17 protein-coding genes, 1 tRNA gene, 1 pseudogene and 1 other annotated feature are annotated in these 18,410 nt (G+C 46.6%); of the genes and pseudogenes, 13 read left to right on the plus strand and 6 right to left on the minus strand.

Annotation, left to right across the window (positions count from 1 at the left end; translation table 11 throughout):
* Positions 1-64 precede the first annotated feature (64 nt).
* From BMW55_RS03100 to BMW55_RS03160, 13 genes and pseudogenes are all read left to right on the plus strand, one after another.
* A complete protein-coding gene (locus BMW55_RS03100; RefSeq protein ID WP_170839710.1) occupies positions 65-1,291 on the plus strand; it encodes a D-alanyl-D-alanine carboxypeptidase family protein in 1,227 nt (408 codons plus the stop codon).
* A 163-nt stretch (positions 1,292-1,454) separates the two neighbouring features.
* Positions 1,455-2,339: a pyridoxal 5'-phosphate synthase lyase subunit PdxS gene (gene pdxS / locus BMW55_RS03105; RefSeq protein ID WP_089965261.1), complete on the plus strand. Its 885-nt coding sequence runs from the start codon at positions 1,455-1,457 to the stop codon at positions 2,337-2,339.
* A gap of 3 nt (positions 2,340-2,342) precedes the next feature.
* Positions 2,343-2,933 carry a pyridoxal 5'-phosphate synthase glutaminase subunit PdxT gene (pdxT, locus tag BMW55_RS03110; protein ID WP_089965264.1) on the plus strand — a complete coding sequence of 197 codons (591 nt, stop codon included), beginning with the start codon at positions 2,343-2,345 and terminating at the stop codon, positions 2,931-2,933.
* Between the two features lie 26 nt (positions 2,934-2,959).
* Positions 2,960-3,189 (plus strand) — a binding site (T-box leader).
* A 38-nt stretch (positions 3,190-3,227) separates the two neighbouring features.
* On the plus strand, positions 3,228-4,508 hold the full coding sequence (gene serS / locus BMW55_RS03115) for a serine--tRNA ligase (protein WP_089965266.1): 1,281 nt from the start codon (positions 3,228-3,230) through the stop codon (positions 4,506-4,508).
* A gap of 110 nt (positions 4,509-4,618) precedes the next feature.
* A tRNA-Ser gene (locus BMW55_RS03120) sits at positions 4,619-4,708 on the plus strand.
* Between the two features lie 415 nt (positions 4,709-5,123).
* Positions 5,124-5,609, plus strand: a pseudogene (locus BMW55_RS19895) (PrsW family glutamic-type intramembrane protease); the annotation flags it as partial.
* Between the two features lie 108 nt (positions 5,610-5,717).
* Entirely contained in the window at positions 5,718-7,100 is a 1,383-nt protein-coding gene (locus tag BMW55_RS03125) for an AHH domain-containing protein (protein WP_342027729.1), read from the plus strand.
* A gap of 19 nt (positions 7,101-7,119) precedes the next feature.
* The gene (locus BMW55_RS03130; RefSeq protein ID WP_089965271.1) at positions 7,120-7,653 is read left to right on the plus strand and encodes an imm11 family protein; all 534 of its coding nucleotides are present in this window, start codon (positions 7,120-7,122) and stop codon (positions 7,651-7,653) included.
* A gap of 496 nt (positions 7,654-8,149) precedes the next feature.
* Positions 8,150-8,407, plus strand: a complete 258-nt coding sequence (locus tag BMW55_RS03140; RefSeq protein WP_089965275.1) for a hypothetical protein — start codon at positions 8,150-8,152, stop codon at positions 8,405-8,407.
* 12 nt (positions 8,408-8,419) lie between these two features.
* Complete coding sequence (locus BMW55_RS03145) at positions 8,420-8,761, plus strand: hypothetical protein (RefSeq protein WP_089965277.1); 342 nt, start codon at positions 8,420-8,422, stop codon at positions 8,759-8,761.
* A 442-nt stretch (positions 8,762-9,203) separates the two neighbouring features.
* Positions 9,204-9,332, plus strand: a complete 129-nt coding sequence (locus BMW55_RS19625) for an HNH endonuclease (protein WP_244527425.1) — start codon at positions 9,204-9,206, stop codon at positions 9,330-9,332.
* A 7-nt stretch (positions 9,333-9,339) separates the two neighbouring features.
* Positions 9,340-9,789, plus strand: a complete 450-nt coding sequence (locus BMW55_RS03155; protein WP_170839712.1) for an SMI1/KNR4 family protein — start codon at positions 9,340-9,342, stop codon at positions 9,787-9,789.
* 482 nt (positions 9,790-10,271) lie between these two features.
* Positions 10,272-11,066 carry a hypothetical protein gene (locus BMW55_RS03160; RefSeq protein ID WP_089965282.1) on the plus strand — a complete coding sequence of 265 codons (795 nt, stop codon included), beginning with the start codon at positions 10,272-10,274 and terminating at the stop codon, positions 11,064-11,066.
* Positions 11,067-11,514: 448 nt separating this feature from the next.
* Here BMW55_RS03160 and BMW55_RS03165 read toward each other — a convergent pair whose 3' ends face one another.
* The 6 genes from BMW55_RS03165 to BMW55_RS03190 form a co-directional block, all read right to left on the minus strand.
* Positions 11,515-12,756, minus strand: a complete 1,242-nt coding sequence (locus BMW55_RS03165; RefSeq protein WP_089965285.1) for a serpin family protein — start codon at positions 12,754-12,756, stop codon at positions 11,515-11,517.
* Between the two features lie 420 nt (positions 12,757-13,176).
* Positions 13,177-13,848 (minus strand): ABC transporter ATP-binding protein, encoded by a 672-nt coding sequence (locus tag BMW55_RS03170; RefSeq protein WP_089965287.1) that lies wholly within the window; start codon positions 13,846-13,848, stop codon positions 13,177-13,179.
* Positions 13,849-13,868: 20 nt separating this feature from the next.
* Positions 13,869-15,305, minus strand: a complete 1,437-nt coding sequence (locus BMW55_RS03175; protein WP_089965289.1) for an ABC transporter permease — start codon at positions 15,303-15,305, stop codon at positions 13,869-13,871.
* A gap of 117 nt (positions 15,306-15,422) precedes the next feature.
* Positions 15,423-16,868 (minus strand): sensor histidine kinase, encoded by a 1,446-nt coding sequence (locus BMW55_RS03180; protein ID WP_089965292.1) that lies wholly within the window; start codon positions 16,866-16,868, stop codon positions 15,423-15,425.
* Positions 16,861-17,523, minus strand: coding sequence for a response regulator transcription factor (locus tag BMW55_RS03185; protein ID WP_089965295.1), 663 nt, complete (start codon positions 17,521-17,523; stop codon positions 16,861-16,863). The genes BMW55_RS03180 and BMW55_RS03185 overlap by 8 nt, the downstream gene beginning before the upstream one ends.
* Positions 17,524-17,760: 237 nt before the next feature.
* Complete coding sequence (locus BMW55_RS03190; protein WP_089965298.1) at positions 17,761-18,408, minus strand: TetR/AcrR family transcriptional regulator; 648 nt, start codon at positions 18,406-18,408, stop codon at positions 17,761-17,763.
* Positions 18,409-18,410: the final 2 nt, after the last annotated feature.

Consider the following 18,410-nt stretch of genomic DNA (forward strand, 5'->3'; position numbering starts at 1 on the left):
TATAATTTTTGTAAACTGAAATCAGATAAAAATGCTTGCGCCCAAAGGAAGGGACATTATCTCTGTGCTAAGGAAAATTTCGATTACATATCTTTGCCTGCTGCTCCTCGTTCTTCTTCTGCCCGTGCAAAGCTATGCTGCTGAAGAACTTCCCGGAGTCAGAGCAAAATCATATATTTTGATGGATTTTGCGTCCGGCGTCATTCTGGATGAAAAAGCTGCGGACCAACCGCGTCCTCCCGCGAGCATGACCAAGCTGATGTCAGCGTACATCGTTTTGGATAAGATCGAAGCGGGCGAACTGCGCTGGGAAGATGAAGTGACGGTCAGCAAGCGGGCAGCGGCGATCGAAGAAGCCCAAATTCATCTCAAAGCCGGTGAAAGGGAAACCGTCAGAGAGCTGTTTATCGCCATGGCGGTTCAATCGGCCAATGATGCCACCGTCGCCTTGGCGGAACATGTTGCCGGAAACGAAGAAGCTTTTGTCCAGTTGATGAATGATAAGGCCAGACGACTGGGCATGGAACATACCCATTACGTCAATGCCACAGGTCTAGACCGTAAATTATACCCGGTCCCCCCGAAGGTGGAGGGGGAACACGTGATGTCCGCCCGTGATGCGGCGATTTTGGCGGTTCAATTGTTAAGAGCTCATCCGGATATTCTTCAAATCACTGCCTTACCTACATATACGTTTCGAAAGGGAACCCCTCGCCAACAGAAAGTCATAAACTGGAACCGCATGCTCCCCGGTTTAAAGCAATACTATAAAGGAGTGGACGGACTTAAAACCGGACATACCAATGCCGCCGGCTATTGCTTTACGGGAACGGCCAAGCGCGGTGATTACCGCCTTGTCAGTGTTGTGATGGGAACCGCATCGGAAACGCTGCGGTTTACGGAAACGAAGAAATTATTCGACTACGGGTTTCAACGATATCAGTTGAAGACATTAATCCCCGAATTTAAACCCGTTCCGGGCACTCCTTCTCTCGCCCTGCCCAATGGGGTGGAACGAACCGTACCGGTGGTGGTGGAAGAAGCGATCCAACTGCCTGTACGAATGGGAGAGGAAAATAAATATCAATTTAAGGTCACGTTTAATCCGGGCGTGAAAGCTCCTCTGGGAACGGGGGCGGTGGTCGGCCAAGTAAAAGTGCTGTACAACGGGCAAGAGATTAAAGGCCTGGCTCCCGTCAATCTGTTGGCTGCCGCCCATGTGGAAGAAGCAAGCTGGTTCCGCCTGTTCTTCCGGGACGTGGGTGACACCGTCAAAAGCTGGTTTGAGTAACGCTGATTTCGCCCATTCCAAGCGTCGGCATTCAGAGGGAAAACTCCTTTTGGAATCGCTTGGTTAGTTGTCAAAGGTGCATCATTCAGCTACAATGGGTCATAGATTCAAATGTTCGGCGGATGGTTTCTATTTGTCCGGCTAGAGTAGGGAGGAAAACCAAATGCGTCAAACAGGTACAGATCGTGTAAAACGCGGCATGGCAGAAATGCAAAAAGGCGGCGTCATCATGGACGTTGTAAACGCGGAACAGGCCAAAATCGCTGAGCAGGCAGGGGCTGTCGCCGTCATGGCACTGGAACGGGTTCCGGCGGATATCCGTGCTGCCGGGGGTGTCGCCCGCATGGCTGACCCGCGCGTGATCGAAGAGGTCATGAATGCCGTTTCCATCCCGGTCATGGCAAAAGCGCGGATCGGGCATTTCGTTGAAGCCCGTCTCCTGGAAGCGCTCGGTGTTGACTATATTGATGAGAGCGAAGTTCTCACACCTGCGGATGAAGTGTTCCACATCGATAAATCGCAGTTCACCGTACCGTTTGTCTGCGGTGCGCGGAACCTTGGAGAAGCTTTGCGCCGGATCGGGGAAGGTGCTTCCATGATCCGTACAAAAGGGGAGCCCGGCACCGGAAACGTGGTGGAAGCCGTGCGTCACATGCGCATGATGCAAAGCCAGATCCGCAAAGTTCAAAATATGTCGCGCGATGAATTGATGACCGAAGCAAAAGAACTGGGAGCCCCCTATGAACTGTTGCTCCAGGTTCATGAAACAGGCAAACTCCCGGTTGTCAACTTTGCGGCAGGCGGAATCGCAACACCGGCCGATGCAGCTCTGATGATGCATTTGGGGGCGGACGGTGTCTTTGTCGGTTCCGGCATCTTCAAATCGGAAAATCCCGAGAAATATGCACGCGCCATTGTGCAAGCAACCACTCATTACGAAGATTTCGCATTGATCGCAGAGCTGTCCAAGGATTTGGGAACCCCGATGACCGGTCTCGAAATTTCCAAAATCAGCCCGGCGGACCGTATGCAGGAGCGGGGTTGGTAAGAGATGAAAATCGGAGTACTCGCCCTTCAGGGGGCGGTTCGGGAGCATGTTCAACTGCTGGAACAGGCCGGAGCGACCGCAGTGGCAGTGAAGCGGGCTGAACAACTCCGGGATCTGGACGGGCTGGTCATTCCCGGCGGGGAATCGACGACGATCGGCAAGCTGATGCGAGAATATCAATTGACCGAACCGGTGTTGAAAATGCACCGGGAAGGGAAACCCATTTTTGGAACTTGTGCCGGATTAATCCTGATTGCAAAACGGGTGGAAGGTTTGGATGAACCCCATCTCGGTCTGATGGATATCACCGTGAAAAGAAATGCATTTGGCCGGCAGCGGGAAAGTTTTGAAGCTGCCTTAAACATCGAAGAGATCGGCGACAACTTCCAGGCAGTCTTTATTCGCGCTCCTTATATCGAACAAGCGGGCCCCGGTGTCAAAGTCCTGGCAACCGTGGACGGCAAAATTGTCGCCGCACGCGAGGGAACCTTGCTCGGTGCCGCATTTCACCCGGAATTAACCGATGACCTGCGCTTTCATGCCTATTTTGTGAAAATGGTGCAGGAATCGATGGTTACCAAGGTGAATCTTTAGGATATAATAAGGAGTAACTATACATCGGAATCGCGAAGAAGAGAGAAGTAACCGCTTTCGGTTTGGTTCAGAGAGGCGATGGAGGGTGCGAATCGCCCCAGACCAGCGGTGAATCCGCCTCGGAGCGAAGCGCGAACACGGGATCTCCGTCTAAGCGCCTTCGGCAGCGGGCCGTTATTCCGCTAAGAGTGGACTTGCAAGTGCCTGTGCCCTTGCGGTCAATAAGGGTGGCAACGCGGAACCTTCCGTCCCTTCGAGGGCGGAGGGTTTTTATTTTGTAAAGGAGGTAAGCATATGCTCGATCTCAAACTTTTGCGCAACCAGCTCGATGAAGTCAGGGAAAAGCTGAAATACCGCAATGAGGATATCAGCGGATTGGATTCTTTTGCCGAATACGACCAGAAGAGACGGGAGCTCATCCAACAAACGGAACGGCTAAAAAATCAACGCAATATGGTTTCCCGGGAAATAGCGGAGAAAAAGAAAAATAAAGAAGATGCCCAGGATCAGATTTTGGAAATGCGCCGGGTGGGCGATGAGATTAAACGGTTGGATGAAGAATTGCGCGTCCTGGATGAAAAAATCAACCAATTGCTGTTAACATTGCCCAATATTCCTCATGAAAGCGTACCGGTTGGGCTGACTGAGGAAGATAATGTTCCTGTTCGCCACTGGGGAGAGATTCCCGAGGTACCGTTTGAGTTAAAGCCGCACTGGGAGTTGGCGGCTGAACTTGACATTCTGGATTTTGAACGGGCAGGAAAAGTCACCGGCTCCCGTTTTGTTTTCTATAAAGGATTAGGGGCAAGGCTGGAACGTGCCCTGGCCAACTTCATGCTCGATCTCCATACCGAACAGCATGGCTATACCGAGATGATTCCCCCTTATATCGTCAATAGCCAAAGCATGGTAGGGACGGGACAGCTGCCCAAATTTGCGGAAGATGCCTTTGCGCTTGCCGATTCCGATTATTTCCTGATCCCTACCTCGGAAGTGCCCGTCACCAACTATCATCAGGGGGAAATTTTGGATGACGCGGATCTGCCGAAGTATTATGTGGCATACAGCCCCTGTTTCCGCTCCGAAGCCGGTTCGGCAGGAAGGGATACCCGGGGATTGATCCGTCACCACCAATTCCATAAAGTGGAATTGGTCAAACTGGTTCGTCCGGAAGATTCCTATGATGAACTGGAACGATTGGTTGCCAATGCCGAAAAGGTGTTGCAACTGCTGGAACTCCCCTATCGGGTTCTCAATATGTGCACAGGGGATCTCGGTTTCACCGCGGCCAAAAAATACGATATTGAAGTTTGGATGCCCAGCAACAACACGTATCGTGAAATCTCTTCCTGCAGCAACTTTGAAGATTTCCAGGCCAGACGGGCCAATATCCGTTTCCGTCGCAATTCCAAAGCAAAACCTGAATTTGTCCATACCTTAAATGGTTCCGGCCTGGCCATTGAGCGAACCGTAGCCGCCCTGCTCGAGAATCACCAGCAAGAAGACGGCAGCATCCGCATTCCGGAAGCTCTTCGTCCTTATATGGGCGGAATCACTCATATCCACAAAAAATAATCGTTCGAATCCCATGGCGGAGATGCCCTCACGCCCCATCGAACCGGCCGATCCCTTGACAGAAACGAAAAAACATGTATAATAAGTTTCTGTAACTTCATATCGGCTGTGGAGAGGTGGTCGAGTGGTTTAAGGCAGCGGTCTTGAAAACCGCCGTAGTCGCGAGGCTACCGTGGGTTCGAATCCCACCCTCTCCGCCAAATAAAGAAAAACGCACTTAACCATTCATCAGGGTTAAGTGCGTTTTTTTTTGTGTTTGTAACCGTTGATTTCGACACTCGACAAAATATGAGCGAATGAAAAGTTAAAAATGCCCGTAAACCTGGCAGAGACGCCTTATCATCAAATCAGTATCCAAGTAAGGATACGGTCAAAAGTCATGATGAAATTCCATGCATCCCCCATCGAAGTACAGACTGAAAAACTATGAAAAACGGTAAATTTTCGTGTTTCATCTTGAAAACCACATCTTGAAGCATTCTATTTATTTTTTCTTGATTTCACAGTAATTGTAGGGAGTTTAAAAGGATGTTATTCTCCTTCTTATGACACTCATTATATGGTTTCTAATATAAACATAACCTGCCATCATTACAAATATTTCAGGAGGAGAATATGTTGAACGGTTTACGTGAATGGGGAAAAATAATAGCTAAAATTCCCGAAAAATACCCAATCTTGGTCAAATTATATGTGATTTTCAGTTGGCTCTCCATTTTTGCACTGATTTACAGCCTGATTTTCATTGAAGATTCCCGTAAAATCTTCATTCAATTCCTTTGGTCTTACTATGTCCTTTGGCAATTCTTCATACTTGCCAGAAGTAAAACATTGCCTTGGAAGATATACATTCGGTTTTTCCTTGCAGGGGTCTGGCTGGTGGCTCCATTGGTGGTTTTATTTATGACGGGGATTCACAGGATCACGGGTGGTGAACCGCACGACTTGTGGAGTCAGGCCGTGGTCACTCCTTTCATCGAGGAATCCTTTAAGCTGCTTCCATTATTCTTTTTTCTCCTTCTGTTTCAACGGGCAAAAACGATGAGTTTAGCTGATTTTGCATTGATTGGGGCGGCAACAGGGGCCGGATTTCAGTTTGTCGAAGAAACTTTGCGAAGACTTGCGAACAACGGTATTTTTTCGGAGATATTCGGGTACAGTTCCAGTCTTTTGAGCGGAGGAGATGTCATTCACTGGGAGCTTTTCACCTTGTTTCCCGGGTATTTTGAAGAAAATTTGTTTCCTGTGCGTATGTCGGTCAGCCATGCGGTGGCGACTGCGTTGGTTGCCTTGGCCATTGGATCTGCGGTTCGTCTGAGATCAAAGACTGGTTCTGTCTCATACAGTATTCCGTTTTTCTTTTTTCTGTGGTGTTTTCTTGATCACTCCGCTTTGAATTCTTTTGATAAGTTTGATGAATGGGTGTACGAAATCCATGACTGGATCGGAAACGGCTATTATACGAAACCGGTCTTCCTCCTTTTCCTTCTGATAGCGATTATTTACGACTACATAAAATTAAACAGCATTCGGACGAAGCTTCCCTTGTTGGAAAGAGAATACGTAATTGAACCTGTCAGAGAGTTTTTCGATTTATTCTTTAGCCTGTTGGGAGATCGCAAGCGTTACAAATACCTGCTGGTGTTTTACCGGGACCGAAGAGAATTGGGCTTCAGATATCTGTATGGGAATCCGGGTGACTATACAGAGATTGAAAAGCTGAAGATACGAACGGCGGAGTTTCAAAAGCAATTGGCGGTCATGCTCACCCTTCTCTTGATTCTGAGCGTTTCACTGTCCGGAGCCGTTGTGTCCATGATCCAGGCTGTGCACGATCCGGCTTGCCTGGCTTGTGTTTTTGAAGATATCGGCGATTGGTGGAACGGACTGGATACAGTTGATCAACTGATGATTATAGGAAGCTTGATTGCCCTATCTTTATTGTTTACAGGGCCTTGGGGAGCCATAACTTTTGGTCTTGCTGCCGGGGATGTACTCGGGATGGCAGGGGAGTTTGGGACGTTTCTGCGAAATCCGCGGGCTTGGCTGGCCGGACTGGCCCGAATGGGTCCGCAAGAAGCACTTGCCTTCGGAATCGAAGCAGGATTGAGCCGAATTCCTGAAGTAAGAATAGGGAAGAAGATTGGAAACAAGCTTGAAGATTATATTTACAGATTAGTTCGTGATTCAAGTGGTAATATTTTAAGAGGACAATCAAGTACGCTTGCTACGAGATTAAAACAAGCAGGTGAGCCAAAACCGCGTCCTTGGTATGCCGCGCATCATATTGTACCAGGAAATGAATCTTTTAATGCTGATGCTGTAGCAGCAAGAAGAATTTTTGACAGGTTGATGTTAGATCCGAGCAGAACTTACACTCATCTGGATGATCCCATTAACGCAGCAATAAATGGTGTATGGTTACCACAGCGTAGAGGAATTGGAACGGAAGCCTACCATCCTGAAATTCATACAGATGTTTATTATGCGGAGTTACATCGACGATTAAGAGCAGTAACTTCCAAGGAAGAACTGATAGACGTTTTGCAAGAAATAAAGGAAGAACTACAACAAAATATCTTTCCATACTAAATAAGAGGTGATAATAGTAATGAAAGTCTTTCTGCTCGACCACGATTATCAATATCAGTCTGTAATGACTATTGAGGAGAATCTACTGGATCGCTTTGAACAGTTTGGCCAACCCTTAGAGCATGATTGGAAACCTATTGAAATGTTTGTTCCTGACGCAAAAAAAGAGCTTCCAAAGAGCGACTTCCCAAACTTTCTGACAGATGTGCCCATATTTAACCAAAATGCGAAAAATGCGTTTTATGAATTATTAAGGCCAAATGGTGAGTTTTTACCTGTTATCATCGAAGGCGAAAAACATTATGCGTTTAACACTATCAATCGCATCGATGCTTTAGATGAAGAAGCTTCCGATGTAAAGCGATTTAAAAGCAGCGGAAGGATTATGAAAGTCATTAAGTATAAATTTATACCAGAGAAAGTACAGGGCCAGGTCATATTTAAAATTCCACAAGATCCGGGTTCAGTTTATGTATCGAATACATTTTTAGCGAAATACCAAGAGCATGAATTGACCGGGTTGATGTTTAGAGAAGTATGGCACGCAGAATGAGGATTAAGGCTCTCAAGGGCAGGACGTTCATTGTTCATTGACGGAGATTCCTACGATATCGTTATACAAAGGGCGATTTTTGGAACTAAGGGGCTGCATCTGAAGCGACGAAGTTGTATATTTATATTAAATCCACGGTCTAGTACGAAAATGAACGTCTCTAACGTGACCGCAGTGGTCGATTAGCGATAAAGTGTAATAGATTTAGTCGTGGTGTGGTCTGACAGGGTATTCAACCTAGGCAGCGGTCTTGAAAACCGCCGAGGGTTCACGCCCTCCGTGGGTTCGAATCCCACCCTCTCCGCCAAATAAAGAAAAACGCACTTACCGTGATGAACGGTTAAGTGCGTTTTTTCGTGTTTGTGACTGTTTGATTTGAAATTCGACGGAGGGAAAAATGTGTGCGAAGTAAAAGGTAAAATATTTCCTTAAACGTGACAGAGACGTACTATCATCACCTGAGTTAAAGTTAAACAGCATTCGGACGAAACTCCCCTTGTTGGAAAGAGAATTTGTAATTGAACCTGTCAGAGAGTTTTTCGATTTATTCTTTAGCCTGTTGGGAGATCGTAAGCGTTATAAATACTTGCTGGAGTTTTACCGGGACCGAAGAGAATTGGGATTCAGATATCTGTATGGGAATCCGGGTGACTATACAGAGATTGAAAAGCTGAAGATACGAACGGCGGAGTTTCAAAAGCAATTGGCGGTCATGCTCACCCTTCTCTTGATTCTGAGCGTTTCACTGTCCTGAGCCGTTGTGTCCATGATCCAGGCTGTGCACGATCCGGCTTGCCTGGCTTGTGTTTTTGAAGATATTGGCGATTGGTGGAACGGACTGGATACAGTTGATCAACTGATGATTATAGGAAGCTTGATTGCCCTATCTTTATTGTTTACAGGGCCTTGGGGAGCCATAACTTTTGGTCTTGCTGCCGGGGATGTACTCGGGATGGCAGGGGAGTTTGGGACGTTTCTGCGAAATCCGCGGGCTTGGCTGGCCGGACTGGCCCGAATGGGTCCGCAAGAAGCACTTGCCTTCGGGATCGAAGCAGGATTAAACCGAATTCCTCAAGTAAGAATAGGAAAGAAGATTGAGAGCTTTTAAATCATGGATTAGGAAAAAGAGCAGAGGATTTTATCCAGAAGTTTGCAAAAAGAGGAGATCCAAATTTTCACTATACTGTTTCAGACTCGACCAAAAAAGACGGTACTCCTTGCAAAAGAGCGACTACTTCGGATGGACGATCATTTAATCTTATAAAAAGTGATCGGGCAGGTACAACTGTCACATTACAAACACCTTTGGGTAGAGAGGTACACGTACGTTATGATGAAGAAGGATTTCCAGATTTTACTCCATTTATTGTTCGAAGTCGGGATGGTCAATTACTTGCTGAAGTTCAGTTGCCGGATGATTGGATTGTTGGAACAAGCCCTGAACAAACTGCGAAAGCAACGAGTTATTTCGGGAACAATTTCCGGACTGGCAAGAGCGTTTTGATTTCCAGCCGGATCAAATTCAAGATATACTGAATGGAGAAGGTTCTATCGGAGATTACCTTGGGGAAACTGGTTTAACCTGGCATCATCATCAGCAGACAGGAAGAATGATTTTGATTCCTTCTGATGTTCATTTTGCAGCAAAACATACTGGGGGACATAAAATTTGGGGATAGGGTAATCATGATCCATTGGAAACCAAGAACAAATTATGATGAGGAAGACGTAAAACGATTAGAGGATGTATTGGGAGTTAAACTCCCATCAACATATCTTAAATGGGCGCAAGAAACCAACTGGGGTACTCCATATTCAGAAAATAGAAAAGGAGCTTTTATCGCAGCGGATCAAGAAGTATTTCAAATCATTGCTCTCTTCCCACCTAAGTATATTTTGTACACGTATCAGCAATTGGTGGATTTAGATCCGAGAGTTGCAAAAACAATTGTTCCTATTGGGGTCGATGGTATTAATAATTACTATGCACTTTATTATGAAAGCGAAGAGCCTAATGTAGTGTGGATAAGCAAAGATGACGACTTAACAGAGTTTGAGCCTTTGAAGGATGCGATGATAATTATCCGTCCATCTTTTCAGACCTTTTTAAGAGATTTGAGAGAAGATCAGAATTAAATCTTGTTGTGGGCTACCGTAAGTTCAAAGTTATTATTATATATTTGAGGAAAAATATTTATCAAAAATATGTTCAACAAAAATTGGCGGTGTCCCATTTTTGAGGAGATTTGCGCTAATCAGACCTTGATCATATATTGATCACGCACTTATAGGAATTGCTTTGCACTATAAGGCATTAGACGATTCATGAGAAAAAGCCTGTGAATCTCGTCAGATTGTTAAGTGACGGGTTCAGAGGCTTTTTTTACGGTGAATGAACGTCTTACACTAGCGGTAACATTTCTCATCGACCTTTCCCATGCGGTTTACATATTTTTTGGGCATACACTGTGCAAACAATGAAGTTACATATATGTTAAAAGTACCTCATTTTGCTCCTGATGAAGCTCTTAGTAAAATTCAACGAGCTTTTGAACAACATAGACTGCCAATAGATATTAGAAAAGTGAATTGGGGAAAAAAATAGGAGGTATATACAAGTGGAAAAGAAAACTCGACTGATCTTTACCTACTGGGGTTCTTATTTGGATCCTGATACTTATGCTGACATTGGCATCAACATTGCTCAAATGCTTATGAAGTATTGGGGGGAAGTCAAAAGGCTTGAAGGAAGTGAACACTTTTCAAAAAGGCGTCCGATAGATGATATAAACTCTCTGGACCGTTTAAAGGAAATTATCCTGCAACGCAGAAGTGAAGGGGATTATGAGATATTTGATGTAACATATTTTAACCCAACAGTTACAGAAGAAATCTATGTCAATCGGCTGGAAATCGGTAAATATATGATGAGTGTAAAGGAATATGACAATCTAAAATTTTTCCGGACAAGCAGCCCCGAAGTAAATGAACATCGGACCGAAGAGTTGCTCAAAGTATTTACAGACATAGCCAATCACCCCTCAATCCGTGAATGTTGGATGGGAGATGACTGGAACGCTTTTATGGGCGAACCCGCCTTTTTATACCGCCCGGAATCCTTACAACAAAAGATCGGGACTTTCTTGTATACATTAAAAGTCCGGAATGAAGTTCTTGCGCTTGTTGACCGTTTTCACACGCATGTTCCAACAGACCTTGTCATTCGTTTTATTCAAAATCGTCTCGGTCAGGAAGCTGTCCGAGAAATGGGGAACAACAAAATCCTGGTTAAGTTTTACGATCGTGAATTAACGAAGCTAAAAGTGAATCCCTGGGATTTTCTTAAAGAGTATAAAAGGCACGTGGATGAATATCTGTTGGGGAAAGGGATTCGGTTGTACAGTTCATCATGATCTATTGAAAACAAGAGCAAATGATGAGGAGGAAGACGTAAAACGGTTAGAGGATATCTTAGGAGTTAAACCCCCGTCAACATATCTAAAATGGACACAGAAACCAACTGGGGCAGCCCATATTCGGAAAAAAGAAAAGGAGCCTTTATCGCAGCGAATCAAGAAGTATTACAAATCATTGCTCTCTTCCCACCTAAGTATATTTTGTACATGTACCAACAATTGGTGGATTCAGATCCGCGAATTGCAAAAACAACTGTCCGATTGGAGTCGATGTTATTAACAATTACTATGCTCCGCCGAGGGTTCACACCCTCCGCGGGTTCGAATCCCACCCATTCCATCAAAATAAAAGGGTTTCGCGATTCGGACCCTTTTTTATTTACCCCAATTGGACATAACACAGAGGAAATCTGCTGTTGTCCATAAAACCGGTTAAAAGCTTCAACTATAAAGGATTGTAAATCGAACCCAGGAAGAGTAAAGTACCGGTCCGGCGGTCTTCGATTGCAAAAAAGAAGGGGCGGTTCACGGTCATCTGGAATGAATCTGCCGGAGCTGAGGTTACTTGCATTTCTACAGAGGTAGCCGCTGCGGCCTCGGTTCCTTTTTCGTTGACCTCTACGAATGATTTGTGTTTGACGTTGCTGATAAAAAGATTCGTATTGGGCGGAATCGGGGCCATTTTTTCAAAATCTGCGTGATATGGATCAAAGGCGATCCCCATTCCCAGCGATTTCAGGGCATCGTTGAGTTCGGTCTCGTATGCTGTCTTGAAACGGGGAAGCCGGATGGTTCCTTCTTTTTTGGGGAACGGCCTGGACCAACTGTTTGGATCGGCCGACAAGATTTGCAGCAGGTTGTCGAGATCGGTTTTTTCAGTTGGTAAGATCACCAGCAGATTCATGTTTCCACCTTCGTAAGGAAGACGGATCGCCTGGAAAAATTCATGCTGCAAATATTCAAATTGCCCGGATTGAGACATCATCGGTACAGATCGGCTCGAGCCGTTCGGCAATTGGAATTGATCCTTCTCTGTAGCTGATTCCTGAAACGGACGAGCCCAGTTACCTTTGAAATAAACAGCATTGATAAGGAATAGAACGGTATCCGGGTCGATCGGCTCTTCTACAATTTTGGAGATTTTGTTGTTCGTGTTCCTTTTTATCCAGTCATTGATGATTTTAGCATTGCTGAAATCCAGTGCTGACAGATCGGCGCCGTAATATTTCTTCGTATTTTGCAGGAAACTGTCATGAAATTTCCATCCTTTTTTTACCCAGAGGGAGTTGGCAATCGAAAGCTGTAAACCCGTACCGCTATGTGTCAAAAGATCTTTCAACACAGCATTGCCCTTGTTCACCTCATCTATAGACAATTCCCGAAACTGAAGCACCTTCTTCATCGCTTCCTCTGTTTTCCCGTTCGCACCGTTATAAGTCATAGACAGAGCCATCGCAATACTTAAAGGAGAAATCAAGATGTTTTTACCTTTTTCGGTCTGAATGATTTGCCGGTAAAGCTGGAGCCCGAAACGATTGTTTGCGTGAACGATGCGTCTGTCCAACTGCTTGATATCATAGACAGGTTTAGCGGACGGCGGATTAGAATGAGGTTTTGGGGCTGGCGTCGTACAGCCCGACAACAGGGTAAAAAAAGCCATGCTGGATATAACCATTTTTTTGAACATGGAAATCCCCCATATGCTTTTTGTATGAAAAAGACGCTCAGTAAACAGAATAGGTTGCTGTGCGTGATGATAAAATTTCGTAAAAAAGCAGGGGGGAGAGTCAGCCCTTCGTACTTGATTGCAAAACCAAACGAATATAACCAATCAAGACTGCAAACATTATTTCCTCGATTCAAGTATTCCTAAACCGCGTGTCGGAGGTTGAATTGCCAACCGCTGAGGGTTCATGCCCTCCGTTAATGATAAGTTCGCAATATATCGAATCGGTCCAAGGGTTATAACATTTATATCATAGAATGAAGCGGAGGATTTTTTGCCTGCCGTTCAGGGACAAGAACGATAAAAAAATCCGCCCTCGTTTCGAGGGACGGATGCAACATCGATCGGGAGAGAATTGCATGTTCCGGAGATCATCTTCGGTCAAACGACGACAAACGATTTTTGCTTTAACCAGATGGTGACATCCGACTGGTTGGCAATCTCATTGGAGTGCGTCACGGTAATGATGCATTTGTTTTCCTGATGGGCCAGCTCTTTGAAGATGTTGACGATTTCCATCGCCGTTTCTTCATCCAGGTTGCCCGTTGGCTCATCAGCAAGGATGAGATCGACATCGCAAGACAAAGCTCTGGCGATGGCGACACGCTGTTGTTGCCCGCCGCTTAACCGCAGGACATTGCGTTCCGCTTCTTCTTTGGTCAGGCCCACGCGCTCAAGCAGTTCCAATGCTTTGGCCTTTTTATTGGCCGCTTTGGTTTTGCGAATCTCCATCGCAGTAACCACATTTTGCAAAGCGCTCATATAAGGGAGCAAATTGTAGCTTTGAAAGACGATCGCCACTTTTTCGTTGCGATACCGCTCCAAGCCCAATCGCTTGATATCTTGTCCTTCATAGAGGATGCGGCCGGATCGGGGCGAATCCAAAGCGGCGGCAAGGGAGAGAGTGGTTGTTTTGCCGGACCCCGATGGACCGAGAATCGTATAAAACCGTCCCCGCTCAAAGGCAAAGTCGACGGATTTCAGGATGGGGATCGATGTCCTGCCTTCGTTATAGGCATAACTTACCTTGTCAAACTGCAAGATCGCGCTCATCGATTTCGTTTCACCTCCTTTTAATCGTTTTTTGCAAGGATCATTTTGGGATGCAAGCGCATGATGGAGATCGACGGGATCAGAGTGGCGACCATCGCTATTAACAGGCCGACGAGAGCGAGCTTGCCCATTTCCGCAGAGGTGACATTTACATCCAGATGGTCGATGGGTTCCGCATCGATGTTTTGTTTCGTGGCGCCTGGACCCATACGGATCATTTTTTGCATCGGTTGTTGCGCTTCTTGTTCTTTGGCCGTGGCGATTTCCTGTTGCACCAGCTTGTCTCCCACCGCCTGGGCGATGGCGTTGCCCGTGAAGACGGACAGGCCAAAGGCCAGTAGGGCGATAACCAGGATTTCCGTCAGAAATTGGCCGACGAGCTTGAAGCGCTTTTCACCAATGGACAGCAGGACACCCATTTCATATCGGCGTTCTTTGATGGAAGACATCACGATGAGCCCCAGGATGACGCTGCCTGCGATCGTGACGAGATAGATGACGAGATTGGAGAAAGAAGCCACGTTTTCAATGGGTCCCATCATTTGCTGATAGGCGGAATCATTGGCGTCCAGCATATAGGTGTCAAAGTCGACCGAGGTTTTTTGGGCGGCTTCTTTAAAGGCCTCGATATTCTTCGGATCATCAAGATAGTACACGGCGGCGTTGAGATTGACTTCCCCCTCTTCGCCTTTGGCTTTGAGCGGACTGACGGCCGTGTAGGGAGCATAAATGTTGTTGGCGGGGTTTGTGAAAGCTATGCCTCCCATGTCATTTGCGTTGGTGGTTTGATAAATCCCCACAATCTCCAACTCGGCCGTGCTTCCCTCACGTATACCATTTACCTTGATCTTGTCGCCCACTTTCAGTTTGTTGGCGTCAGCCAGCTGTTTTTCGATCACGGCGACCGATTTTCCGGCATCACTTGGTTGGATGCCGCGGCCCTCCACGATCTGATCGGTTCCGTTGTTGAATCCTTCCAACAGATCGGTTGTGCGGACTCCGCTCAACATGATGTCAGGCTGAACCCCGTTTGCCATACCGCCTATGACGATCCTGTGTCCCTGTCCCGAATCCCCTGAGGCGGAGTCTTCCGTTTCCACAGGTTTGAACCCGTTGGCCACCGCGGGCGCGTTGGAAAGATAATTGTATGCCTGCACATGATCCAGCGAGGTCAGCTGTTGGGCATCTTTTTCAGAGAGCGACGGCATCTTCACCCGCACGCCTTGTCCCATCTGCCCGTTTGTGGACTGTTGGTTCATAATTTTCTCCATGTCGGGTTGCAAAGTGACACTTCCACCCAGCTTTTGGCGCGCCAAATCCCCCGCCTTTCCGGTGGCGGACTGGATGGCAAAGCCGGCCAGGACCAGGTTGGCGACGATGAAGAAGACGGCTAAGATGACAAAAGCTTTTCCTTTTCGCATGATGACGCTCAACATCGCGCGCTTGACAAAATTCATGTAAGCTTCCCTCCTTTTGCTGTTATTCATCGTAAAGGCGCTGTGTGAAGTTGGGATGAAGCAGAAATGTGGTGTGCATGGAATCCACATGGCAAAAAAAAGAAGCCCGGTCGGGCTTCAATCGGTCCGTGATGAGGCGGGAAAGCGTATGGTGAACAGGACCCCGTTTTCGGTATTGGCAAGCTGGTAGGGAAAACGGTGGACTTCCAAAATGCGCTTCACAATGAACAAGCCCAGCCCACTTCCCCCGGTGTTGCGGTTCCTCGATCTTTCCACGCGTGTGAATGCTTGAAAGAGGCGTTCAATCTCGCTTTCCTCAATATGTGTCCCTGTATTGTGAACGCGAAGGCAGACCCCGTCATCCGTGTCTGTTAGCGACACCGTGACGGTCGCTTTTTCCGGCGCGTATTTGATGGCGTTGTCGATGACATTGGAGATGGCTTTTTCCAGCCACGTGGGGTCCGCATGGATGTGAACGGCGGGTTGGATGTTCGTTTGCAGGTGGATTTGTTTACTGCTGCTGAAGTAATCAAACCGTTTGATTACGTTTTCCACCAACTTTGACAGGGAAACGGGTTCCAGCTTTAAGGAGAAATCGACTCTTTCCAACTTGGACAATTCCAAAATCTCGTTCACCAATTCGCGCAATCCTTGCATAATCGCATAAGAGCGTTGCAAATATTTGTCTCTGTCACGGTAGGCCCCGATGTTGTGAATCATGCCTTCCAGCTGGCCCATCACGGCAGTGATCGGCGATTTCAGTTCATGGGAGATCGTTGCGAGGAATTCCCGCCGCTTGGCTTCTTGTTCCCGCTCCCGCTGGATATCATCCTTCAGTTTGGCGTTGGCCTTGGTCAAATCGGACATCGCCGCTTCCAGATTGCGGGACAATTCATTGAGGCTTCGCGACAGTTCGCCGATTTCGTCTTGGGACCCTTCTTCGCACTTTTCGCTGAAATCGAGTTGCGCCATCCGTTTGGCCACCCGGTTGATGCGCAAGAGGGGTTGGGAGATCACCTTGGCGTAAACCATCGCACCGCCGAGGGAGATGAGCAGAATGATCAAGCCGACATACGGCATGAACATGAATATGGCGTCAGACGCTTCGTCGATCGGCTGCAGGGTTGCGCTGATGAGGGCGATATAGGTTCCATCCAGAAAGCTGAGCGGTTTTTGTGCGGAATAGATGCGTTCTTCCTTCGTTTCGTTGGAGCGGAATCGCCCCTGGAGGGAGGGAGCCGACAGATCGGCAGGCAACCGTTTGATCAGGATATAGATGGGTGGACGATAAATCACGTTCCCCTCCAAATCGACAATCAGCAATCCCACATTGTACTGTTTGGCAAACGTGTCCAACTTCTCTTGCGCCTCGGTGACCGGGATGGAAGCGACCTGGGTCTTCAGTATATGGAAGCCATTTTCCAACCGGTTCATTTTGTATTGATAGTAAAAGGAGGGAAGGAGAAAGTAGAAGAGCAAGAAGATGAGCAGGGCCGAGACAAATAATAACAAGCTGGTGATGAGAAAGATTTTGCCGGTGATGCCTTGCCTCAGCTTATCCATCAATTTTATATCCAATCCCCTTTACCGTTTGTATATAAGGAACTCCCAATTTCTTTCGCAGGTTTTTGATATGCGTATCGACGACACGGGGATCGCCGTAAAAGTCGAACCCCCAGACCTGATTCAACAGCGCTTCGCGGCTTAACACTTTGCCGCGATTGCGCAAGAGCGCATGCAGGATTTCGAATTCCTTGGTCGTTAAATCCACTTTTTGCTGGTGGACAGTCACTGTATACCCGTCGGCATCCAGTTTCAGCTCTTTATAGTGAAGCTGCTGAGGCGGTTGCGTCCGATGCGCGCGCCGCAACACGGCCTCCACGCGTTTAATCAGAACATTGAAAGAAAACGGTTTGGTGATATAGTCGTCTACGCCCAGCTCAAACCCTTTGATTTGATCGGGTTCTTCCCCCAGTGCGGTGAGCATGATGATCGGCACTTGCGACTTGGCGCGGATCATCTTGCAGACGCTGTACCCATCCAGATTGGGGAGCATCACATCCAACATGACCAAGTCATACGGTTTTTTTTGATGCATGCGAATGCCTTCCAGCCCATCGCTGGCGACATCCACTTCATAATTCTGCGACTGCAGAAATTCCCGTATCAACTCTTGGATATCCAGATCATCTTCGACAACCAGGACAGAATAAGACATTTTTCAGTTTCACCTCTACATCGCGACAATTATAACGTATTCGCATGGAGTTTGTGTGAAGGGCCGGATTCCAGCGGTTTCCTGTTTTTGGAAAAAACAGAAAACCGGATGGGCTGAATGTCGACAGGAATGAAAAGTTATGATTCCATTCATCCATTCCGAGTCTGTACCTTCATAAACAATGAAAAACCGATCACCCACTGTTTTGAAGCGAGTGATCGGTTTTTTACCGTTTTTCTATCTGTCTATGCCGTTAAATAAAATATCCAACATGAATTGAATTTCTTTCTCATCGTCCCATTCCTGATCAGGCAGGAGAATGGTTCTTGTTATCACATATCCGGCCAGCAAGCTGAGAATGATCCGGATTAAAGAGGAAAGGGGCATGCTTGAATGTTCGGCTTTACTCATGGTTTGGAATACTTGTGAAATCCTTGGCAACACACTTTGTTTCACAAACTTCGACATCACTTCGCGAAATTCCGGACTCAGGAGAAGTTCCTGGGATACTAACTTGATGACATCTGTGTTTTCTTTGGCAAATTCTACTCTGTCCTTAAATATGGCGTGAAGAATATCATGATAGTCATTTTCTTTGCTTAAAATTCCATCTATACGTTCCAACAACATGGGTTGTAATGCTTGTAGCATGGCAGGGTAAACCGTTTGTCTGAACAACTCCTGTTTACTGCCATAGTACTTAAAGAGAGTTTTCTCTGACACCTTTGCTTTTTGTGCAATGGACTGGGTAGTGGTTCCATCATAGCCCTTTTCTGCGAATAACTCCAGGGCTGCCCGGATGATATCTTTTTGTTTATCTGTCAGGTTGGTGTCGATCAAAATATTATGGGATTCCTTTAATAATGCTTTTAGTTGATCGTTCATTT

Origin of the sequence: Lihuaxuella thermophila, from assembly GCF_900110165.1 — a bacterium.
Taxonomy (GTDB): domain Bacteria; phylum Bacillota; class Bacilli; order Thermoactinomycetales; family Thermoactinomycetaceae; genus Lihuaxuella; species Lihuaxuella thermophila.